Origin of the sequence: Clostridium sp. HV4-5-A1G (assembly GCF_900184915.1) — a bacterium.
Taxonomy (GTDB): Bacteria; Bacillota; Clostridia; order Clostridiales; family Clostridiaceae; genus Clostridium_B; species Clostridium_B aromativorans.
Genome location: NZ_FXYI02000045.1, coordinates 1 through 21,283, shown reverse-complemented (window position 1 = coordinate 21,283; position 21,283 = coordinate 1). Strand labels below are relative to the sequence as shown.

Annotated in this window: 18 protein-coding genes; 15 read left to right on the top strand and 3 right to left on the bottom strand. The window is 34.5% G+C overall.

Features of this window, described 5'->3' with window-relative positions:
* The first annotated feature begins 26 nt into the window (after positions 1-26).
* The 4 genes from J5G60_RS07040 (at position 27) to J5G60_RS07025 (ending at position 2,734) form a co-directional block, all read left to right on the top strand.
* Positions 27-572, top strand: a complete 546-nt coding sequence (locus tag J5G60_RS07040; protein ID WP_150357898.1) for a hypothetical protein — start codon at positions 27-29, stop codon at positions 570-572.
* Positions 573-913: 341 nt separating this feature from the next.
* Positions 914-1,246, top strand: coding sequence for an arsenosugar biosynthesis-associated peroxidase-like protein (locus J5G60_RS07035; protein WP_150357897.1), 333 nt, complete (start codon positions 914-916; stop codon positions 1,244-1,246).
* An 11-nt stretch (positions 1,247-1,257) separates the two neighbouring features.
* Complete coding sequence (gene arsS, locus J5G60_RS07030) at positions 1,258-2,238, top strand: arsenosugar biosynthesis radical SAM (seleno)protein ArsS (RefSeq protein ID WP_150357896.1); 981 nt, start codon at positions 1,258-1,260, stop codon at positions 2,236-2,238.
* 52 nt (positions 2,239-2,290) lie between these two features.
* Positions 2,291-2,734 (top strand): C-GCAxxG-C-C family protein, encoded by a 444-nt coding sequence (locus tag J5G60_RS07025; RefSeq protein WP_150357895.1) that lies wholly within the window; start codon positions 2,291-2,293, stop codon positions 2,732-2,734.
* A 125-nt stretch (positions 2,735-2,859) separates the two neighbouring features.
* On the opposite strand, the gene J5G60_RS07020 is transcribed toward J5G60_RS07025, so the two are convergent.
* Positions 2,860-5,832: a cation-translocating P-type ATPase gene (locus J5G60_RS07020; RefSeq protein ID WP_236035193.1), complete on the bottom strand. Its 2,973-nt coding sequence runs from the start codon at positions 5,830-5,832 to the stop codon at positions 2,860-2,862.
* 235 nt (positions 5,833-6,067) lie between these two features.
* Between J5G60_RS07020 and J5G60_RS07015 the strand changes: the two genes are divergently transcribed.
* The 10 genes from J5G60_RS07015 (at position 6,068) to J5G60_RS06970 (ending at position 17,325) form a co-directional block, all read left to right on the top strand.
* The gene (locus J5G60_RS07015; RefSeq protein ID WP_150357894.1) at positions 6,068-6,727 is read left to right on the top strand and encodes a hypothetical protein; all 660 of its coding nucleotides are present in this window, start codon (positions 6,068-6,070) and stop codon (positions 6,725-6,727) included.
* A 167-nt stretch (positions 6,728-6,894) separates the two neighbouring features.
* Entirely contained in the window at positions 6,895-7,341 is a 447-nt protein-coding gene (locus J5G60_RS07010; RefSeq protein WP_190972226.1) for a hypothetical protein, read from the top strand.
* A gap of 8 nt (positions 7,342-7,349) precedes the next feature.
* Positions 7,350-8,630: an HMA2 domain-containing protein gene (locus J5G60_RS07005; RefSeq protein WP_150357893.1), complete on the top strand. Its 1,281-nt coding sequence runs from the start codon at positions 7,350-7,352 to the stop codon at positions 8,628-8,630.
* Positions 8,631-8,657: 27 nt separating this feature from the next.
* On the top strand, positions 8,658-8,915 hold the full coding sequence (locus J5G60_RS07000) for a hypothetical protein (RefSeq protein ID WP_150357892.1): 258 nt from the start codon (positions 8,658-8,660) through the stop codon (positions 8,913-8,915).
* A 76-nt stretch (positions 8,916-8,991) separates the two neighbouring features.
* The gene (locus J5G60_RS06995) at positions 8,992-11,127 is read left to right on the top strand and encodes a heavy metal translocating P-type ATPase (protein WP_150357891.1); all 2,136 of its coding nucleotides are present in this window, start codon (positions 8,992-8,994) and stop codon (positions 11,125-11,127) included.
* A 105-nt stretch (positions 11,128-11,232) separates the two neighbouring features.
* Positions 11,233-11,427 carry an alpha/beta-type small acid-soluble spore protein gene (locus J5G60_RS06990; protein ID WP_106008317.1) on the top strand — a complete coding sequence of 65 codons (195 nt, stop codon included), beginning with the start codon at positions 11,233-11,235 and terminating at the stop codon, positions 11,425-11,427.
* Between the two features lie 237 nt (positions 11,428-11,664).
* Positions 11,665-12,192 carry a ribosome hibernation-promoting factor, HPF/YfiA family gene (hpf, locus tag J5G60_RS06985; RefSeq protein ID WP_150357890.1) on the top strand — a complete coding sequence of 176 codons (528 nt, stop codon included), beginning with the start codon at positions 11,665-11,667 and terminating at the stop codon, positions 12,190-12,192.
* Between the two features lie 174 nt (positions 12,193-12,366).
* Complete coding sequence (secA, locus tag J5G60_RS06980) at positions 12,367-14,874, top strand: preprotein translocase subunit SecA (RefSeq protein ID WP_150357889.1); 2,508 nt, start codon at positions 12,367-12,369, stop codon at positions 14,872-14,874.
* Positions 14,875-14,897: 23 nt separating this feature from the next.
* Positions 14,898-16,002, top strand: a protein-coding gene (prfB, locus tag J5G60_RS06975; RefSeq protein ID WP_150357888.1) for a peptide chain release factor 2 whose coding sequence is annotated in 2 segments (ribosomal slippage) — positions 14,898-14,963 and positions 14,965-16,002 — 1,104 coding nt in all. Because the reading frame shifts where the segments join, the coding sequence is not laid out codon by codon here.
* Positions 16,003-16,077: 75 nt separating this feature from the next.
* Positions 16,078-17,325 carry an MFS transporter gene (locus J5G60_RS06970; RefSeq protein WP_229980664.1) on the top strand — a complete coding sequence of 416 codons (1,248 nt, stop codon included), beginning with the start codon at positions 16,078-16,080 and terminating at the stop codon, positions 17,323-17,325.
* On the opposite strand, the gene J5G60_RS06965 is transcribed toward J5G60_RS06970, so the two are convergent.
* Positions 17,314-18,639 (bottom strand): M28 family metallopeptidase, encoded by a 1,326-nt coding sequence (locus tag J5G60_RS06965; RefSeq protein WP_150357886.1) that lies wholly within the window; start codon positions 18,637-18,639, stop codon positions 17,314-17,316. The genes J5G60_RS06970 and J5G60_RS06965 overlap by 12 nt on opposite strands.
* A 120-nt stretch (positions 18,640-18,759) precedes the next feature.
* On the opposite strand from J5G60_RS06965, the gene J5G60_RS06960 reads away from it, so the two are divergent.
* The gene (locus J5G60_RS06960) at positions 18,760-20,913 is read left to right on the top strand and encodes a Tex family protein (RefSeq protein WP_150357885.1); all 2,154 of its coding nucleotides are present in this window, start codon (positions 18,760-18,762) and stop codon (positions 20,911-20,913) included.
* A gap of 27 nt (positions 20,914-20,940) precedes the next feature.
* On the opposite strand, the gene J5G60_RS06955 is transcribed toward J5G60_RS06960, so the two are convergent.
* Positions 20,941-21,186, bottom strand: a complete 246-nt coding sequence (locus J5G60_RS06955) for a glutaredoxin family protein (RefSeq protein ID WP_328707005.1) — start codon at positions 21,184-21,186, stop codon at positions 20,941-20,943.
* Between the last annotated feature and the right edge of the window lie 97 nt (positions 21,187-21,283).

Here is a 21,283-nt window from a genome sequence, read left to right as displayed (position 1 = left end):
TAATTTAATTCAGGAGGTACAAGAAAATGTTAAAGATGAAATACAAAGTAATATCAGCTGCTATGGTTATTGCACCAATATTAAGTACAGGAGTTGCTACAACAGTAAGTGCTGCTCCAAGATATAATGGCCCCGCACAAAAACTAGGAGTTGTTTACAAGTATTCCTATGGGAGTTTCACAGCAAGACTTAATAATCTGGTAGCATCAGGGGTCATAAATTCCTATCAGGAATCTAGAATATTAGCGGTGTATAATTCTACAGGAAATTTCAAAATTGGACTTGATAATTTGGTTGCAGCAAATGTTATAAATAGTTATCAAGAATCAAGAGTATTGGCTATATTTACTTATTCTACATCAGGATATAAACCTGTCTCAAAACAAGGGCATAAAACTACACCTGCATCAAGACAAGGGCATAAAACTACGCCTGCATCAAAAAATGTTGGAAATCAAAAAGCTGGCAATAAAGGCGGAGCAATAAATAAAGACAGCGGACATCAGAGTGGCAGTATTAATAGAACTGCTGGAAATAAATCTGGAACTGTAAACATCGGAACACATAAGTAGGATATATGGAATAACATAGGTTGTCAGGTTGGAATCTTAATTTCCAGCCTGACAATAAAACCAGAAAGAGAATTTTTAAGAAAGGTGATTATTATGAGGGATTTAATAAAATATATTCCAGTATTCTTAGAATTGTGGCTTGGGTTAAGTATGGTTGGGATGGTAATTTGCTGTATGGTTGCAAATAACCTAAAGAAAAAACATGAAATGTACTGATTAACCGCTCTATATTAACGATATTAATTAAAACTGTTGACATGCTATTCATGAAATTATAGGATCATAGTATGGATGTTAGACAATGTCTAATATTATATTTAATCTATTAGGAGGAAAAAATAATGAATACTTATTACAATCCAGAGGATTTACTTCAGTTTGGGAACATGGGAGAGGATGCACCTGAAATGTGGAAAAAATTTATGGATTATTATAGCCATGTGTTTGCTGATGGTGCGTTGACAGCTAAAGAAAAAGCACTTATTGCTTTTGGAGTGGCACATGCCATTCAATGCCCTTATTGCATTGATTCCTATACACAGGCACTTCTGGAAATGGGTGTGAATCAGGAACAGATGATCGAAGCCGTTCATGTTGCTGCGGCTATTAGAGGTGGGGCCACATTAGCTCATGGTATGCAGGCAAAGAACGTAATTAAAAAGCTGGAATTATAGAGGAAATGAATATGAAACAGAATTTATATTTGGAACAAATTGATGGAATTCCTCTTTTTTCAGAAAGAGTTAAGGGTCAGAAATTTTGTAGGACAAGGTCCCAATTGGATATCATGCAAGTAAATATTACAAATCGCTGCAATTTATCTTGTAAGCATTGTCACGTGGATGCTGGACCCACATGCACTGAGATCATGAGCCGCCAAACTATGAAGGATTGTCTTCAGGTATTTGAAGAAAATAAATTTTCTGTGCTTGACATTACGGGAGGATCACCTGAGATGAATCCTGATTTTCAATGGTTGATAGAGGAAGCATCAAAAAAAGGAATACATACTATAGTCCGTTCTAATTTGATTATTTTAACAGAAAAAGGTTATACTCATTTGCCTGAATTATACGCTCATCACAATGTGGAAGTTGTAGCCTCTTTGCCGTACTACTCAGAAAAGGATACCGACAGGCAAAGAGGCATTGGAGTTTTTAAAGCATGTATTGATATGCTGCGAAAATTTAATCAATTGGGATATGGTAAAACACCGGATTTGGTGTTGAATCTAGTATACAATCCTGGGGGTGCTTTTTTACCACCAAAACAAGATAGCTTGACTCTGGAATATAAGAGAAAATTGATGGAACAATATGGAATAATATTTAATAAACTGTATACAATTACAAACAGCCCTATTGGCCGATTTGGTAAATTTTTAGAGAGAAGCGGCAATTTGAAACCTTACATGAATCGCTTGTGGTCTGCTTTTAACCCTGAGACACTGGAAAATATGATGTGCCGTAATCAGCTATCCGTAGGATGGGATGGCCTGTTGTATGACTGCGATTTTAATCAGGCACGAGGATGGACAGCAGAGAGCAAACACCAAATTCAAGATTTAAAGGGGAAGTCTGTGGCTGCTCGAAAAATTGTTTTTGGAGATCATTGCTATGCTTGTACAGCTGGCAGTGGTTCTAGCTGTGGAGGAACTATTGCTTAAATGCTGACAAATATAGCAGATAAATTTGTTCAAAAACGGGGAGGAAATGCCGATGAGAGAAAATGAAGTTGTAGAATTGTTTGAACAAGGTTTTGACTGTGGACAGGTAGTGCTGAGCAATTTTGCAAAAGAACTGGGTATTGATGTAAAACAGGCAAATAAAATTGCTGCCAGCTTTGGCGGGGGCATGTTCTCCGGAGAAACCTGCGGTGCAGTTATTGGTGCGTTGATAGCAATTGGTCTTAAATATGGTCATTATTTGAAGAATACCCCCGACGTCAAAAATCAAAATGTAGCTAAAGTAACTGAATTCAGGAAAAAATTTTTAATGAGATATAATTCTACAGTTTGCAGGGAATTATTGGGATATGACATCAGTAAACCAGAGGAAATGAAAATTATTCTGGAAAAGGGATTGCTCTTGAGTTTTTGCCCGAAATTAACAGTTTATGTTACAGAGATTTTATCTGGGATATTATCGGAAGATGTACAATAATGTAGAAAAAATAAATTTTTTAGAACAATTAATGTTTATTTTGAATTCATTGAGAATATATTATAAATTGCTGCTGGCTTATGGCCAGCAGTTTACAATATTTCCATGTTAAAATATAGTTTCAATTATATTCTACTGATCATACACATTCCTGTTACAGCACCCCAATCCAATAGTGTTAATGATTGTGTTCCAAAGTACGGGCTTATAAATGGTAGATATATTATACTTAGCAGCATAGCCATGGAAGAAGCAACTCCAATGTTTATATACCTATTGGACAATGCAGGTTTATTTCCCCTACAATCGTATAGGTTTAAAAATTGAGAACAGATTAGATTGGAAAAAGCTAAAGTCCGAGCTTTATTTAAACCTGCTCCCAAAATCAGAGATCCTTCGAATATTGCAAAGGTAGTTAAACCTATTCCAAGACCCCTTCTGGCAATTTGTAACCCTAGTTTTTTGCTGATCAAAGGTTCATATCTTTTCAAAGGTGACGAATTCATCACGTCATCACTGGATGGTTCTGTAGTTAAAGCAGAACCTAAAATACTTTCTGAAATTAAATTTGTCCATAGTATTTGTATAGAAATAAGAGGTAGTATTCCTCCTACAGTAGAGGCTAGGGCAATGGCAATTATTTCACCAAGATTACCTGCCAACAGATACTTCATGGAATTTTTTATATTATTGTTGACAGCTCTTCCTTCTTCAATAGCTTTTACTATTGTACAAAAATTGTCGTCAACAAGAGTTATGGAGGCAACATCTTTAGCTACGTCACTTCCATTATTTCCCATAGCTATACCTATGTTGGCTTCTTTAATAGCAGGGGCATCATTAACACCGTCACCTGCCATAGCGACTACATATCCAAATCGTTTAAAAGCCTTTACGATTCTATGCTTCTGCTCGGGAGAAGTTCTTGCAAAAATTTGTACTTTACAAATTTTACAGTCTAATTCCTCATCTGTTATATTTTCCAGTTCGTTTCCTGACATAACCAGGCCATTGGTTAATAGACCTAACTCTCTCCCTATGGCAGCTGCGGTGTTTTTGTGATCACCTGTGATCATGACAACTTTTATGCCTGCTCTGTGACATTTTTTTATACAATCTTTGACACCTTTCTTTGGTGGATCCTCCATTCCAACTATCCCCAGGAAGACGAAATTATTATCGACGTTTTCAGAACCTTTACAGTTAATTTTCTTATATGCAAAAGCTAAAACCCTGAGAGCATTTTTCCCCATTTCATCGCCTATTGACATAAGTCTCTCTTTATCCGTTGACGTTAGAAGCCTTTCTATTCCATTTTCATAAATAGTTTTACATTTTTGGATAACAGAATCCAGCGAACCTTTACAAAAGGCATTTTTACCTTCTGACTTCTCTGTTATTACGGTCATGAATCGTCTGGAACTATCAAAGGGAATTTCCTTTATACGGGGATTAAAATTTCTTAGCATATTTTCATCTAATCCCAGTTTACGGGCGGCGGTTATTAAGGAACCCTCTGTTGGATCACCCTGCACAGCCCATTTATTGTTGTTTCTTACTAAGGAGGCATTGTTGCAGATTACTCCAACAGCTAACAGTTTTTTAAGGCAGTTTTCTCCTGTAGGATTTCCATCAATAAGATTGATGCTGCCTTTTGGGCTGTAGCCTGAGCCAGTTACATCATACAGGCATCTGTCCGTGTAAATTCTTCTAACTGTCATTTCATTCATGGTAAGAGTTCCGGTCTTGTCACAGCAAATTACATTAGTGGAACCCAATGTTTCCAGGGCGGTCAGTTTTCTTACGATGACGTTTTGTTTACTCATTCTTTGTATTCCAAAAGCCATGGCAACGGTGACAATAGCTGGAAGGCTTTCAGGCAGAGCTCCTATAGAAAAACTTACTGACATGGTTAAAACTTGGACAAGACTTTTACCGGCAAGCAGGGCACCGAAACCGACAAATGCACAGCAGGCCAGGCATATTTTAGTTAAGTTGGCAGTAAAATTTTGCATTTTTATCTGGAGAGGAGTTGCCTGGGATTTTATGTTTTGAAGCATTGCAGCAATCTTTCCTATCTCAGTATTCATTCCTGTGGCCACTACAATTGCTTTACCTGTACCGCAAATAACGTTAGTTCCCATAAACAGCATGTTGTGTCTATTGCCAAGTTCAGTGTATTTATGACATAGATCAGCGGATTTAGTTACAGCAGTGGATTCGCCAGTTAGTGATGCTTCAGTGGCCTTTAAATCGTAGCATTCAATTATTCTGGCATCGGCTGGTATTTTATCTCCTGCCTGAATTAAGATTATATCACCTGTAACTAAATGCTTGGCATCTATATAAGTTTCATGTCCATTTCTAAGTGTTCTAGCTTTATGCACCATTACATCCTTTAGAGAATACATGGATTTCTCTGCCTTATGTTGTTGGGCAGTCCCAAGTACCGTTTCAATGAAGACTATACTGAGTATAGCTATGGCATCTGGAATCTGTCCCAAGATAAATGAAACTGCGCTGACTCCAAGAAGTAATTTTATTGAAAAATTATTGAAACTTTCCAAAATTTTAGAGATTAGCGAACTTCTTTTTTTCTCTGATAGCACATTTAATCCAAGCTCTTTTATTTTTTTTGATGCCATTTTACTGGTCAAACCGTATTTGAGGTTCGCATTCAGCATAGTCTCAATTTGATTTTTATCCATTGTATGCCATGGTGTTAAGTTGTTAATTGTTGAAACATTTGATATTGATGTATTATCTTCAAAGCCAATTGGCAGAGCTGTTTCTTCATTTATATTATTGATTTTAATTATGTTGGAATCATGAATAACTTTAGTTTTTTTTATATAAATATTGATCTGTTTTTCGATGTATCTCTCTGATACTATATCTTCATCAAATAAGATCAATACTTTACCGGTTATGGTATTGGCTTTGGCTAATTTTACTCCTTTTATAGACATGATATATTTAGTTATTGGAGATACCGCCGATTGGTTTCTATAAACAGATTTAATTGGTATCCTTATTCTTTTATATAAAAAATCATAGTCGTCCATACGATTTTTGATATTATTATTTGAATGAAGCACTCTGTTACATCTACCTTTCCCATTTGTAAACTGCTGAATTGATTTATTTTGGATTACTTAATTATATTTTCCGATAAAATTATAAATTATTCCTTGATTTTTACTTTAACGTTGGTTTAACATTTGCTTTATGTCCAGTTTACTTTTGAGTAATAAAATAATAAAAACGGATGTTGAATTTAAATAGATATTATTTAATGATAGAATCTTTTGTGAATTGTAATAGGAGGATACTATGAGGGGTTCACATTTTTATTCCCAAAGCAATATAAGTGAACTTGAAATGTCTTGTATTTTACTAGTGGAAAGAGAGCTAGATATATTTTTTTCTGTCCATATGAAACAAGCAGTTGTCTATTCTCGGATGCTGGCTGATAATTTGACGTTACACGGGGAAAAGAACTTTGCAGAAGGAGTATTGTCGGATTGCCAGGTTAAAGAGTGCATAGAGAGTATATTATCTAAGGTCAATATGGAAATTGTTAAAAATATGGGATATTTGCATTTGAGTGCTGTATCAATAGGATCAATAGAAGACTATTATGTTGATCTTCTTGGGGGGACGATTAATAGTATTGAAATTACTCAAATAACATCTAGAATTTGCGAAGATATTATAGATCTTAGTATATCATGTATTTTAAATAAAATATGCTGGAGTAGTGTAGTAAAGGAAATGCTAAAAAAGAGCATTTCAGGTAAAAATATATTAAGCAAAAATAACCTGGCAAATCAAAAGAAAAAACATCAAGAATTAATATACAATCAAATAAAGGGGTTGTTGATAAATGTAAGGGTAAATTTAAAAAATGAATTAATTAAAGCCTTCATTATGAGTATAAATAACATTGAGAATATACTTGATGCACGTAACTTAAAATCTGCAAGTTTTTAAATAGAATTGTTGAATAAAAGCCGATGATGTGAGAAGAAACTTTGTTTTATCAGAGCTTCTTTTTATTTGGTTTATTCTCAAGGAGAAATTGTTATAATTATGTATTATTAAAGAAAAATTGTGAATAATAAACTTGATTATAATCTTTAGAAAGAGGTTGATTAGAAATGAATAACGATAATAATGAAGCTCATGTAGAAGAATTACAGAAAAAGATGCAGCAGAAATTGGATGCACTTGAACAAAAATATAGTCAAATAAGTACCCAGATGCAGAAACTTCAGGATGATAGATCTGATTTGAAAAATAATATTAAAACTATGAATGATAGATTTCAACAGATCAATAAAAATGTAGAAGATATATTATCTAAACTTGACAATATTGGTGACAATAATAAGAACGTGGATGACGAAAAAACAGATTTTTCAGTAGGGAAAGCACTTTTCAGCCCCCTGCGAAAGTTAACAGTGGGCACTGTAGGTTCAGTTCTTGCAGTGATAGACAAAACTGCTGAATTGGCTTGTGGAGCAAAAGAAGAATTTGAGGATATAGTGGCAGAAGCGCAATATCAGCGCAAAAGAAAACGTAAGACCTCAATGGATGAGGCATAGGACTTGAAATGGGTGCTGCAGGAATTGATATAATAAAAATTATCTCCTCACTTCCAGGAAGAGTCAGAGTCAATGTAAAGGGTTTACTGAAAAATGAGCAAAGGATACTCAGGGTAAGAAGTGGATTGACTAGATATGATAGTATATTGTCTTTTCATGTGAGTAAAAATACAGGAAATGTTCTTATATATTATAATGAGAATGAAATTGACGAGAACAAAATAGTGGTTATAATAGAAAAAGCTTTTAATGGTCCAGAAGTAGCAGCTGTTGAGAATATAGATAAGAGCTCTCTGCTAAAGACTCTAATTGATGCAGTAAATCCTTTCTTTTTATTTAAAAAAAAGCTTTCAGAACAAGTATATAGAGATGAATACAGTATCTCCAGTAAAATATTAAAAATTTCAATGGGCATAGCAGCTATTGTATTTGTGTTTACTGGTAATGTTATCAATACTATTTCTATATTTGTATTGAGTTATCCAGGAATTTTGTTTGGCGTAAGGGCATCCTCCTATTACTATGCGTCGGTTAAATTGAATATGGAAAATATATATTTGAAAGATAACACTTCAATTAGTTTCCTCAGTAATGTTAATACTTTGTTAATAGAAGATGACATCTTTAGAAATGGATTCAATGAACGGGATATGGACATGATGAATTTAAACGAATATGAAATACAAAAGCTAGTCATATTGGGGAAATTAGATGATCCAATTAATGATAACATGAAATTGATTATAGATAATATACGTATGTTGGGAATTAACAATATATTTATAATTGGAAACAGTGAAGATGGTATTATACGTTATATTGGCTATGTATTGGGAATAGAAGTATTGGATAAAAATGACCTGGATGGAAAGAAAAATTGTCTGATAACTGATAAATCTGATAGTAATACTATTCTAATAGTTACAGGGAAATTCCCTGAAAATGAATTGAGCTATATGTGCAGTGATTGTGTTATATGTTTGTACAATGAATTGAGTAGCTTAAAGGCAGATATTAATTTGAAATATTCTAGTATGGATAAATTGATTTTGTTAATAAAATTGGGTTATTTTTGCAGGGAGGTAAATGTTCAAGTTGAAAATACAGCAATTACATTGAACATATTGGGAATATTACTTGCAGTATTGAATTATTTAACGCCTTTATATTCTATAATCTATTATATTTTAAATACTTTGCTTATGGTTTTGATTTTAAAATTGAAATTTGATTTTTATGAAAGTTTCAATAAAATACCCTACATTAAATTACGTTATTTGACGAACTAAAATATTTATATACAAGGAGCTTTATATATGGAAAACAATGCAGATATTTCAGCTAATGCAATTTTAATAAATGATAGCTTAAATAGAGCTGAAGCAGTTTTACAGGACTTATTGATTTTTAGTCTAGAGGAAATTAAGAATAATCCTTCATCTGAGGAAAAGATATTATCATTATGGTCTGAATCCATAACGGATTTGGGCAACTTTTTCTTTCAAGAGTGTCAAAAAGTGAATAATAAGAGATTGTATAAACATGTAATGAGGTCGTTGATGTTTAAACGCTGATAAGTGTAATTGTAATCAGAAGACAGGGTGAAAAAGTTAACGATTTTTAGTGCCGCAAGGAGGATGAATTTTAAAGTTGAGGGAATTAAGTGTGTTACCTGGAAGAGTGAGGTTTAAATGTGATGAAGCATATTTAAACAAGGGATTGGCAAAATATATCGATATATATACAGAAGGTCTGTATGGAGTAGAATACAGTAAGGTAAATTATAATATTGGAACTGTTCTGGTTTTGTATGATGAAAAAAAGACCGATCTTAAGTCAATTAAAAATAGTATTGAGCAGACACTGACTTCTAAAATAAATTATAATGATGAAATTTTCAAAGCCTATGATTCATACTACAATATCAAAAATAAAAGGAATATTGTTAAAAATAATTTTATAAGATCCACTCTAGTGTATTTATTTTTTAAAATTAAGCAGCTTCTATTTGGAAAATTTTTTTTAAGTGGGAGTCTTGCCATGGTAGAAATGGCCTCTCTTGTAGCAATAGTAGGTGGATATTCTCTGCTTAGGAGTGCTTATAATAGGCTCGCAGGGCGCATATATCCTCATCCAGATGTTTTTCTAAAGTTAGCCGGTCTGGTTTTGACTATTTCTAGGGAAAGTACAGAAGGTTTATTTTTGATTTTGATGACTGATTTTACAGATTATATAAAAGTGTCTGCGGATTTAAAGTGCCAGTGCCTGTTGAGAAAGAGTACGGCTAATCCTCCCAATACAGCCTGGATTGTTACAGATGATGGCAATGAAATGTTGACTTCAGTTAAATCATTAGAAGTAGGAGATACTATATTAGTCCGTAAAGGGGAAGTTATTCCTGTAGATGGAAAAGTTCTGGAGGGAAGAGCTGCAGTAAATAGTTTTTACTATACGGGACAGCCTCTTGTATCTTTAATAGAAGAAGGCAGCAAAGTATATGAAGGGGTTGTTGTGATATCTGGAGAAATGAAAGTTCGAATATCGAGATTAGCTGAACCTCTTGAGAAAGAGGATATTTCTATTGATAAGCTGAACTTAAGAAAAAGTGTTATAAGATATCAGGAGAGGGCGCTGCCTGCTGCGATGGTATTGTCAGCCTTAAACTATGTGTTTACAGGTGACATATTAAATGCACTGTCGATAATATTGCTTTTGTGCCCGGCATCCTCAGAATTGGCATTGAGTACGGCAATAAAGAATTATGTACATTGGCTGAGTAAGTATGACATATATATTAAGAATCCCAACACTCTCGAAAAAATTATCAATATCAATAGCTTAGTTTTTGATAAAACGGGAACTCTTACTTATAAGAACATGAGCATTGCCCATATTGAATCCTTTAATGAAAATTACACAATTGAGGACTTGTTGAAAATATGTTCTGCCTGTGAAGGCGAAAGCTGTGAAGAGATTCCGAATATTTCTCAGGGTATATCAATGGAAACAAGTTTTTATGAGGCAGAGGGAAAGCTGGAAAAAATAGTTTTATTACCTTCGAAAGGAATAAGTACGAGATATAATGGCCATAAAGTATTGATTGGAGATAATGGTTTTCTTAAGGAAAATAATGTTGATTTAAATGATGTTCTGGAAAGGTACGCATATTATGAAGGCGGCCTATACAGTCCTATGCTTGTGAGTATAGATAATGTAGTAGCAGGTCTGATTGTGATGAAGGAAGCTATACGAAAAGGTGCTTGCGATTTGATCAATAAGCTTGAATTCAATCATGTGGAGAACATATCTTTGGTAACAGGTGACTGCTGTGAGAAAGGTAGATATATTGCCGATAAGTTGGGAATAAAAAATGTCTATGGCGGTTGTAACAGTGAAGAAAAGCTTCAAATTATATTAGATCAGAAATCTCAGGGAACTGTTATGATGGTTGGAGATGGAATAAATGATATTATGGCAATGAGAGCTGCAGATATAAGTGTGAGCTTTGCAAATTATTCCAGTAATGGGATTAAATTTAATTCAGATTGTATTATCTTTGACGAGAATATTAATAAATTAGATGCTCTGATAATACTATCTCAGAATGCGTACAGAGTCATACAGCAAAATATTACAATGTCAAATTTATTTAATATTTTTTTAGGAACTATTGCTTTTTTCGGGAAATTTGATATATTTTCTGCAAAGTCAATAGATACAATAAATTCTATTTTGGCTTTAGTCATGAATGAAAGAGTCAGGTTGGGTCCGAGATTGTTAAAATAATAGATGCTTTTTAAAAGATCCATCAATTACCTAGAATAATTTTTGCAGTAATGTACAAACTGTAATTGTAAGCAGTAAAATTTACTATAAAAAGGAGTGTGTATTATGGCATATAGTAATAAACCAGTAGTTCCACAAGCTAAAGAAGCTTTAAATCAATTTAAAATGGAATCAGCAAAAGAGGTTGGAGTAAACTTGAAAAATGGGTATAATGGAGATCTAACAGCTAGAGAAGCTGGTTCAATAGGTGGAAATATGGTTAAGAAAATGATAGAAGCATATGAGCAAAATTTAAGGTAGATCTGATGAAAAAACCTGTACTTTATATAAAGTACAGGTTTTTTTATGTGAATTTTTAATAGAAGTTCTATAAATGTTTTAATTTAAGCATGAATTTTATTTGAAGTGAAATTGTTTAAATAGGTAGCTATTGTAATTTATAATTAGTAGTATTACAATAATATTAACAAATAAAAGTATATTGATTCTAAACATACTCAATCAGTTTAGAATAACTATAGGAAAGGGGCTGAAAATATGAAAATAATTGTAACTGGAAAGAATATGGTGATAACTGATGCATTGAAAAATGTTGTGAGAAAAAAATTATCTAGGCTTGATAAGTATTTCAACCCTGATGTAGAGGCTCATGCTACATTAAGTGTACAGAAAAACAGGCAAAAAATCGAAGTAACCATTCCCTTTAATGGAGTTATACTAAGAGGCGAAGAAGAAAATGGAGATATGTATGCTTCAATAGATCTGGTTTTAGATAAATTAGAAGGACAAATACGCAAGCAGAAAACAAAGCTTTTGAAAAGAAACAATTCTGAATCTCTAAGATTTCAATTTATACCAAATGATGCAGAAGAAAACGAAGAAGAACATAAAATAGTAAGAACTAAAAAATTTGCAGTGAAGCCTATGTCGTCAGAGGAGGCAGTACTTCAGATGGAGCTTTTAGGCCACAGCTTTTTTGTATACAGGGATGCTGAAAATGGGGAAGTAAATGTAGTTTATAAAAGACGGGATGGAAATTATGGTTTAATAGAACCTGAATTTTAGATTATTACTGGAGGGGAAGCAGGAGCTTCCTCTTCTTTACACTTTAAAATACAGCTTATATTATTAAACTAAAGTAAACTATTATTTCTATGAGTTGAATAGCTAATAGTTAGATGATATAATTTAAAAAGCATGTATTTTTATAAAATTTAATGTGGTGAGGATGAAAAAAAAATGAAACTTTTTCAGAAATTATTTAAGTCGTACAGCGAACGGGAAGTAAAAAGAATTATCCCTATAGCGGATAAAATAGATAGTATGGATTCTGAAATGAAGCAGTTTAGTGATGAAGAGTTGAGAGCTAAAACAGATGAATTTAAGAATAGAATTTCCAAGGGAGAATCTCTGGATTCGATACTGCCTGAAGCTTTTGCAGTTGTCAGGGAAGCAGGATATAGAAATGTAGGGTTGAAACAGTACAAAGAACAGTTAATAGGTGGAGTGGTATTGCACCAGGGGAGGATAGCAGAGATGAAAACCGGTGAAGGTAAAACTCTGGTTGCCACGGCACCGGCTTATTTAAATGCTCTTACCGGCAAGGGAGTGCATATAGTAACTGTGAATGATTATCTTGCTAAAAGGGATAGGGATTCCATGGCACCTGTATATGAGGCATTAGGTCTTACAGTGGGTGTTATTTTGCATGATATGGATCAAAAACAGCGTCAGGAAGCCTATAGGTGTGATATAACCTATGGAACAAACAGTGAATTTGGCTTTGACTATTTGAGAGACAACATGGTTATATACAAGGAAGAGAGAGTTCAAAGAGGATTGAATTTTGCCATAGTGGATGAAGTTGACTCAATTCTGATTGATGAAGCAAGGACACCGCTTATTATTTCGGGAGAGGGAGAAAAATCAACTGAATTCTACAATGTTGCAGATAGTTTTGCAAAGTCCCTGCAAAAAGAAGATTATACGGTAGATGAAAAGGCAAATGCAGTCATACTTACAGATACAGGTGTAAAAAAAGCTGAAACTTTCTTTCATTTTGACAATTATGCCGATCCTGAAAATATGGAAGTACAGCATTATGTGGTTCAGTCCCTAAAGGCCAATTATATAATGAAGCGGGATAAGGACTACATGGTGAAAAATGGAGAAGTACTGATAGTGGATGAATTTACAGGAAGGATGATGGAGGGGAGAAGATACAGTGACGGGCTTCATCAGGCCATAGAAGCTAAAGAAGGAGTCAAGGTTGAGAGAGAATCCAAGACCCTTGCCACCATTACCTACCAGAATTATTTTAGAATGTTCAATAAATTATCCGGTATGACAGGTACTGCACAAACGGAGGAAAATGAATTCAGAGAGATATATGAGCTGGATGTAATAGCTATACCTACACACGAACCGGTTATAAGAAAAGATTATCCAGATGTTGTTTATAAAAGTGCAAAGGGAAAATTCAATGCCATAGCTGATGAAATATACGAAACATATAAAAAGGGTCAGCCGGTGCTGGTAGGTACTGTGAGTATAGAGAAATCAGAACTTCTATCAGATATGCTTAAGAAAAAGGGAGTTCCCCATCAGGTTTTAAATGCTAAATTTCATGAAAAAGAAGCGGAGATAATTTCTCATGCAGGTGAAAAGGGGACTGTTACTATAGCTACCAATATGGCTGGCCGTGGTACTGATATAAAACTCGGAAAAGGTGTTGTTGCCCTGGGAGGACTTAAGATAATAGGTACAGAGAGGCATGAATCCAGGCGAATTGACAACCAGCTCAGAGGTCGTTCAGGCCGTCAGGGCGATCCTGGAAGTTCAAGATTCTATGTATCTCTTGAAGATGATCTCATGAGAATATTTGGTTCAGACAGACTTCAGGGTGTAGTGGAAAAACTGGGGCTTAAAGATGATGAAGCCATAGAGAGTAAAATGGTTACAAATGCCATAGAAAATGCACAAAAGAAAGTGGAAGGAAATAATTTTGACATAAGAAAAACACTTCTTCAGTATGACGATGTTATAAATAAGCAGAGGGAAATCATATATAGACAGAGATCTCAAGTCCTTGAGGGAGAGGATTTGAAAGATGATATGTTAAAGATGATAGAGGATTTGGTATCTTCTATTGTAGATTCTCATATATCTGGTATAGAAGAGGATTTTGAAGATGAAATAGTGAAACTGATTGACTATATGGAGGAAATTTATATACCCAAGGGTTCTGTTAAAAAAGATGATATTATAAATCTTTCCAATGAAGAAATTAAAGCTAAATTTACAGATATAGGGATAAAAATGTATGAGGAGAAAGAAAAGGAATTTACCCCGGAACAGATGAGAGAAATTGAAAGAGTTATTCTTCTCAGGGTTGTTGATACAAGGTGGATGGATCACATAGATGATATGGAGCATCTAAAGAGAGCTATTGGGCTCAGAGCTTATAGGCAGCAGGAACCTGCCCAGGCATATCAATTTGAGGGCAGTCAGATGTTCAATGAAATGATCTACAATATCAAAGTGGATACAATCAAGTATTTGCTTCATGTACAGATAGAGAGAGCACCGGAAAGAGAAAGAGTAGCTAGAAACGTAAGTACTAATCAGCAGGAGGATAGTGTGGTAAAAAAGAAACCTATAAGAAAGGCGAAGACTGTGGGAAGAAATGATCCATGTCCCTGCGGCAGCGGTAAAAAATATAAAAATTGTTGCGGAAGAACTGCCTAAAATTATAAAAGGAGAGTGATTAAATGGTATTTCAATTGGAAGAAGATATGAATAAATTAAATGATCTGGAACAGAGTATAGAGCAAATGAGGGATTCACTTTGACATAGAAGGTTCTAAAAATAGAATAGAAGAACTCCAGATGAAAATGCAAAAGGCTGGCTTTTGGGATAATGTAGAAGAAGCTCAAAGGGTATCCAGTGAGGAAAAAGATCTTGAGGATAAGCTCAATGAATACAAGAGTCTCCTGCAGAGAATAGAGGATGCTAAAGTTCTCATTGAAATTGCATCGGAAGATGAGAGTATTTCACCTAAGGATATATCAGGTGAAGTAAAAAATATACAGTTTCATGTAGAAAAGTTCAAAACGGAAACGCTTCTAAATGGTGAGTATGACAGAAATAATGCCATATTGAATTTACATGTAGGAGTAGGAGGAAAAGATGCGCAGGACTGGACGGAAATGCTCCTCAGGATGTATACAAGATGGTCAGAAAAAAAAGGTTACAGAATTGAGACATTGGATATGCTTGCTGCGGATGATGCTGGAATAAAAAGTGTTTCTCTGAGAATTATTGGAGAATTTGCCTATGGATATTTAAAAGCAGAGAAGGGAATTCACCGACTGGTTAGAATATCTCCTTTTAATGCAAATGGGAAAAGACAGACCTCTTTTACGTCAGTAGAGGTGCTTCCTGAACTCACAGGGAGTCAGGATATAAGTATAAGAACTGAAGATCTAAAAATAGATACTTTCAGGGCAGGAGGCGCAGGGGGACAGTATGTAAATAAAACTGAATCAGCTGTTAGAATAACCCATATACCTACAGGCATAGTTGTCCAGTGTCAAAATGAAAGAAGCCAGCACTACAACAAGGAGCAGGCACTGAAAATGTTGAAATCAAAGCTGGTAGAACTTAAGGAGAGAGCACATAAAGACAAAATAGAGGATTTGACAGGAGAGCTTAAGGATATGGGATGGGGAAGTCAGATAAGATCCTACGTGTTTCATCCTTATACACTGGTAAAAGATCACAGGACAGGTGTTGAAAGTGGAAATATATCTTCCATAATGGACGGTAATATAGATGATTTTATAAAGGGATATTTAAATCAGCAAACAAAATAGATGTAATTAATATACTGCCGGATTTTAATTATCAGGCAGTATATTAATTTTAAACAGTTGGGAGGGGCTATGACATTGAGCACTGGAACAAAATTCAAAGATACCTTTATTTCACTTAATCATAGAGATTTCAGATATTTTTTATCCGGACAATTTTTGTCACTTATGGGAACCATGATTCAGAATACGGCACTGAGCTGGTACGTTTATAAAATAACCAATTCTCCTTTTTTGCTTGGACTTATAGGTGTGTTTCAATATGCTCCGGTGCTTTTAATAACCCTGTTAAGTGGTGTAATTGTGGAAAGGCATCCCAAGAAAAGGATTCTTCTTGTAACCCAGATATCCTATATGCTGCAGGCTTTTGCACTGAGCTTTTTTGTATATATGGGTGAGAGCAAATACTGGATACTTGCTCTGCTGGCGGCTATAAATGGAATCATAACAAGCTTTGATATGCCCACCAGGCAGTCCTTTTTTATTGAACTTGTGGGAAAAAGAGATCTGCCCAATGCCATATCCTTAAATTCCACCGTATTCAATATGTCACGTATAATTGGACCTGCGGCGTCGGGAATAATAATGGATGATCTCGGAGTGTTCCAGTGCTTCCTGATGAATGCCGTCAGTTTCATACCTGTAATATATGGGATAGTCAAGATAAAACATATGGGAAATCCCGTAATTAGAAATACTGAATCCAATTTGCTTAAAGATCTGAAAGATGGTATATTGTATACAGTACATAAAAGAATATTGATATCCACAATGTTCATGATGGCAATAGTATGTACTTTTGCGTTCAACAGCAATGTGATTGTTCCTGTTTTTGCAAAAGAAGTCATGGAAGGCGGAGCCAGGACCTATAGTTTGCTAATGAGCCTTATAGGTCTGGGTTCTCTTCTTGGAGCCATGTTTATGGCAGGACAGGGCAGGAGAATTAGAGCTAGATATTATCTTATTATAAATTCCTTTATAATTGCAATTTTACAGATAGTAACTCTGTTCACAAAAAATTTTATATCTGTAAGTATGATTTTTGTGCTCATAGGATTTTTCAATCTTACTTTTTTAAATAAAGCCAATACCATAATCCAATTTAATACTGAAGATGCATATAGAGGAAGGGTGATGAGCATATATTCTCTTTTAAATATAGGAAGCACCCCTCTTGGGAGTGCTTTTGCAGGTGTAGTGATGGAAAAATTCGGTGGAAAATTTGGATTTTTCAGCTGTGGTTCAATTATATTTATAGTTGCTGTTATAATAATGATTTTTATTGAATTCAGGAAAAAAAGTGCAAAACCTTTTTCAGATACGTAGTTTCAATATTATTAGTATGCCTAAGAGAGATAATATAAATGAAATGCGGCAGTATAGAACATAAAAGTTATTACTAAAGGCATAATTTAATATTTCATCCGAGACTATACTAAAACACCTGCTTATAGAAGCTGTACTTATATATCTATTTTTATCTTCCGGCGTATGTATTTTTGACATATCTTCATCTGACAGAGTAACAGCATCTATAGCATAAGCTCTGAAGTATTCGTGGTCACTGGAATTTTCAAAGGTATATTTAAATTCCACATTATTTTTGCGGCACAAATTAGCTATTTCTTGGACAAGACTTGATTTTTTTGTGTCCCATTTACTGCCCATTATAGTGAGAGGTATTTTTTTATCACTGCCTATCATATCAAAATTTATTACTTTACAGCCTTTTAATTCATTATAGTATTTTTGGACAAAGGCCTTTGAACCCAGACAGCCAAATTCTTCGGCATTGAAAGATACAATTACTATATTTCTATCCGGCTTTCCAAGGGAGTTTATATATTTTACAAGTCCCAGTAAAAAAGAGGTACCAGAGGCATTGTCCAGAGATCCGCTGTATACTTTTCCAGATAGATCAGTGCCAAGGTGATCAAAATGCGCACATAAAACAAGAGGCGGGAGGTTTGTATTTTTTCCCTCTATGTATCCTATTATATTGTATACAGATGTTAATTTATTCTCAATGGGAATGAAACAACTGACTTCATAACCAGAATCTACATATTTTTTTATATCTTGGGCAGTTTGTTTTTTTACCATTACGTACATGGATTGACTGGAGTTTGCCATAAAGGAACTTCTGAAATTCAGATTATCGTTTTCTGGATTGTAGAATACAAAATATTTGCCGTTCTGGTATATTTGGAAATTGTTTCCCCTTTCCACAAGAATATCGGATTTTTTAAAGGATATTTTGTTGTCCTTGAAATTCAGCATATCTTCTTTATAATCCGCTCCATATTTGTATTGCCGTACTATGAAACCATTTTTGTCTATTACCCTGAGATAGGGGACACCTTCTATTCTTTTGGGGTAAAGTACATTGAAGTTCTCCAGATAGTTGCCTTTGTAGGGCCTTAAGTGCTGATTTTGAAAGTAATTTTTTATAAAATTTACTACCTCATAGTTTTCCAGAGTGCCGGGAAGCCTTCCTTTAAATGAATCAGAGGATAAATAGGAGATATTGTGTTTTACCTCAGCTGAGTCTAAAGGGGTTATGAGATAACAGTATTGAAAACTCAAAGAACAGGTAAGACACAATACAGCAAATAATAAACGCAGCATGAAATTTTTCATTATAAATAAACCTCTTTAATTGATGTCTTTATAAATATATTAATTTGCCAAAATGTATATAACTGTTGTAATATATTTTTAGCTGCATTATTTCAGACAAAAATCTATCAGGAGGAAAATATGGATAATATAACAAATACGCTGGCACTGGAGCTGGGAGTAAATAAAAAATATATAGATAATGTAATTGAGCTTTTAGATTCAGGAAATACAGTGCCTTTCATAGCCAGATACAGGAAAGAGCTAACTGGAAGCATGAGTGATGTGATTTTGAGAAAACTTGAAGAAAGGCTTGTATATCTCAGGAATCTTAAGGAAAGAAAGGAAGATATCATAAGAATAGTGGGGGAGCAGGGCAAGCTGACAGAAGATTTGCAAAAATCTATAGAAAATGCCACTACTCTTACGGAGGTAGAAGATATATACAGACCCTATAAGCCTAAAAAGAGAACCAGAGCTATTATTGCAAAGGAAAAAGGACTTGAATCACTTTCACAGGTAATTTTAGACGGGAATTTTAAAGGAGATATAGGAAGATATGCGGAACAATTTGTAAGTGATAAAAAAGGAGTTCAATCCATAGATGAAGCATTAGATGGCGCTGTGGATATAATAAGTGAAATTATTTCTGACAATGCTGAGTATAGAAAATGGATAAGAAAATTTGTCTATGACAACGGTGTAATTGAAAGCAGAGGGGAAAGTAAAGAAACTACTCCCTATGAAATGTATTATGATTATAAAGAGGCGGTTAAATCCATTCCCGCCCATAGAATACTTGCCATAAACAGGGGCGAGAAAGAAAAGGTTTTATCAGTAAAAATAACCTGCAATATGGATAATATAATAATTTATTTAAAAAATCACTGCTTGAAGGGCAACAGTATAACTGATTCATATATAGAAAAAAGTATTGGAGATTCTTTAAAAAGACTGATCTACCCTGCTATTGAAAGGGAAATAAGATCTGAACTTACGGACAGAGGAGAGGAAGGGGCTATAAAGATATTCAAGGCCAATCTAAAGGCCCTTCTAATGCAGCCTCCTATAAAAGGCAAAAATGTACTTGGCTATGATCCTGGTTTTAGAAATGGATGTAAGATTGCGGTACTGGACGATACGGGTAAGCTTTTAGATACTGCCATAGTATATGCTACTGCTCCCCAAAACGATATAGATGGATCTATAAAAAAACTCAAAGAGCTGATTTATAAATATAATGTTGATGTTATATCTCTTGGAAATGGAACTGCCAGCAGAGAGTCTGAAGAAGTAATAGGAAGACTTATAAAAGAAGTAAAAGCAGAGAAAAACAGGGATCTCTATTATGTCATAGTATCTGAAGCGGGAGCTTCCATCTATTCTGCCTCTGAACTTGCAGCAAGGGAATATCCAGATATAAATGTATCCTTAAGGGGAGCTATATCCATAGGAAGGCGGCTTCAAGATCCACTTGCAGAACTTGTTAAGATAGATCCTAAATCCATAGGAGTGGGACAGTATCAGCATGATATTGCTCCTAAAAAATTAGATGAATCACTAAAAGGTGTGGTAGAGGATTGTGTAAACAGTGTAGGGGTGGATTTAAATATAGCAACGCCATCTCTCTTATCCTATATATCAGGAATAAATTCAACTATAGCAGCTAATATTGTAGTCTACAGAGAGGAAAATGGAAAATTTAAAAGCAGAAAAGAACTCTTAAAGGTGAAAAGACTTGGCAGCAAGGCTTTTGAGCAGTGTGCTGGATTTCTCAGAGTGATGGAAAGCGCCGAACCGCTGGATAATACTTCAGTACACCCCGAATCCTATAGTGCGGCAAGAGGACTTTTAAAAACTTTGGGGTATACTTCAGAAGATCTTAAAAAACAAGATGTCTCCCATATTGATGATAGAGTGGAAAGGATAGATATGCAAGTCCTTTCTGAAAAACTTCAGGTAGGAATACCCACTTTAAAAGATATAATAAAAGAGATAAAAAAACCAGGAAGAGATCCAAGAGAAGAGCTTCCAAAACCTGTGCTTAAGACAGGTATTATGGATATAAACCAGCTTAAACCTGGAATAGTACTTACTGGTACAGTTAGAAATGTAGCTGATTTCGGTGCTTTTGTGGATATTGGGGTACATCAGGACGGACTGGTGCATATAAGCCAGCTTTCAGATAAATTTGTACAACATCCTCTTGATGTTGTACAGGTAGGAGACATTGTACAGGTGACCGTGCTTGAAGTGGATGCTAAGAGAAAGAGGATTTCTCTTAGCATGAAGTAAAGCGGTTCCCAATAATATATAATTTTTCTAGTGAAGGGATTTTTCAAAAACTTTCCTTATTATCTCCTGGGATGGAACTCCCTCATGAATTTTGGTGTTTCCTACGAAATATGTAGGTACATAATAATAGTCATATTTTTTGGCTATTTCTGGGTGTTTCTCTTCATCAATTATTTCAACATTGATATTTTTATATTCAGGAATTTTGTTTTGAAGTTCCTTCATCCAGGACAGTGCCTGCCTGCAGTAAGGACACCAGCTTGTTACGAACATGTGTACAGGTTTCATTATTACATTACCCAACTTTATATATTTTTTAATAGCTTTTACATTTTATAACTTAATTATATATCAAAGTAATGTATTTTTT

Excerpts from the sequence above, each read along its gene's own strand:
- J5G60_RS07040 (WP_150357898.1), top strand. The coding sequence starts at position 27 with ATGTTAAAGATGAAATACAAAGTAATATCAGCTGCTATGGTTATTGCA.
- J5G60_RS07035 (WP_150357897.1), top strand. The coding sequence starts at position 914 with ATGAATACTTATTACAATCCAGAGGATTTACTTCAGTTTGGGAACATG.
- arsS (WP_150357896.1), top strand. The coding sequence starts at position 1,258 with ATGAAACAGAATTTATATTTGGAACAAATTGATGGAATTCCTCTTTTT.
- J5G60_RS07025 (WP_150357895.1), top strand. The coding sequence starts at position 2,291 with ATGAGAGAAAATGAAGTTGTAGAATTGTTTGAACAAGGTTTTGACTGT.
- J5G60_RS07015 (WP_150357894.1), top strand. The coding sequence starts at position 6,068 with ATGAGGGGTTCACATTTTTATTCCCAAAGCAATATAAGTGAACTTGAA.
- J5G60_RS07010 (WP_190972226.1), top strand. The coding sequence starts at position 6,895 with ATGAATAACGATAATAATGAAGCTCATGTAGAAGAATTACAGAAAAAG.
- J5G60_RS07005 (WP_150357893.1), top strand. The coding sequence starts at position 7,350 with ATGGGTGCTGCAGGAATTGATATAATAAAAATTATCTCCTCACTTCCA.
- J5G60_RS07000 (WP_150357892.1), top strand. The coding sequence starts at position 8,658 with ATGGAAAACAATGCAGATATTTCAGCTAATGCAATTTTAATAAATGAT.
- J5G60_RS06990 (WP_106008317.1), top strand. The coding sequence starts at position 11,233 with ATGGCATATAGTAATAAACCAGTAGTTCCACAAGCTAAAGAAGCTTTA.
- hpf (WP_150357890.1), top strand. The coding sequence starts at position 11,665 with ATGAAAATAATTGTAACTGGAAAGAATATGGTGATAACTGATGCATTG.
- secA (WP_150357889.1), top strand. The coding sequence starts at position 12,367 with ATGAAACTTTTTCAGAAATTATTTAAGTCGTACAGCGAACGGGAAGTA.
- J5G60_RS06965 (WP_150357886.1), bottom strand. The coding sequence starts at position 18,639 with ATGAAAAATTTCATGCTGCGTTTATTATTTGCTGTATTGTGTCTTACC.
- J5G60_RS06960 (WP_150357885.1), top strand. The coding sequence starts at position 18,760 with ATGGATAATATAACAAATACGCTGGCACTGGAGCTGGGAGTAAATAAA.
- J5G60_RS06955 (WP_328707005.1), bottom strand. The coding sequence starts at position 21,186 with ATGTTCGTAACAAGCTGGTGTCCTTACTGCAGGCAGGCACTGTCCTGG.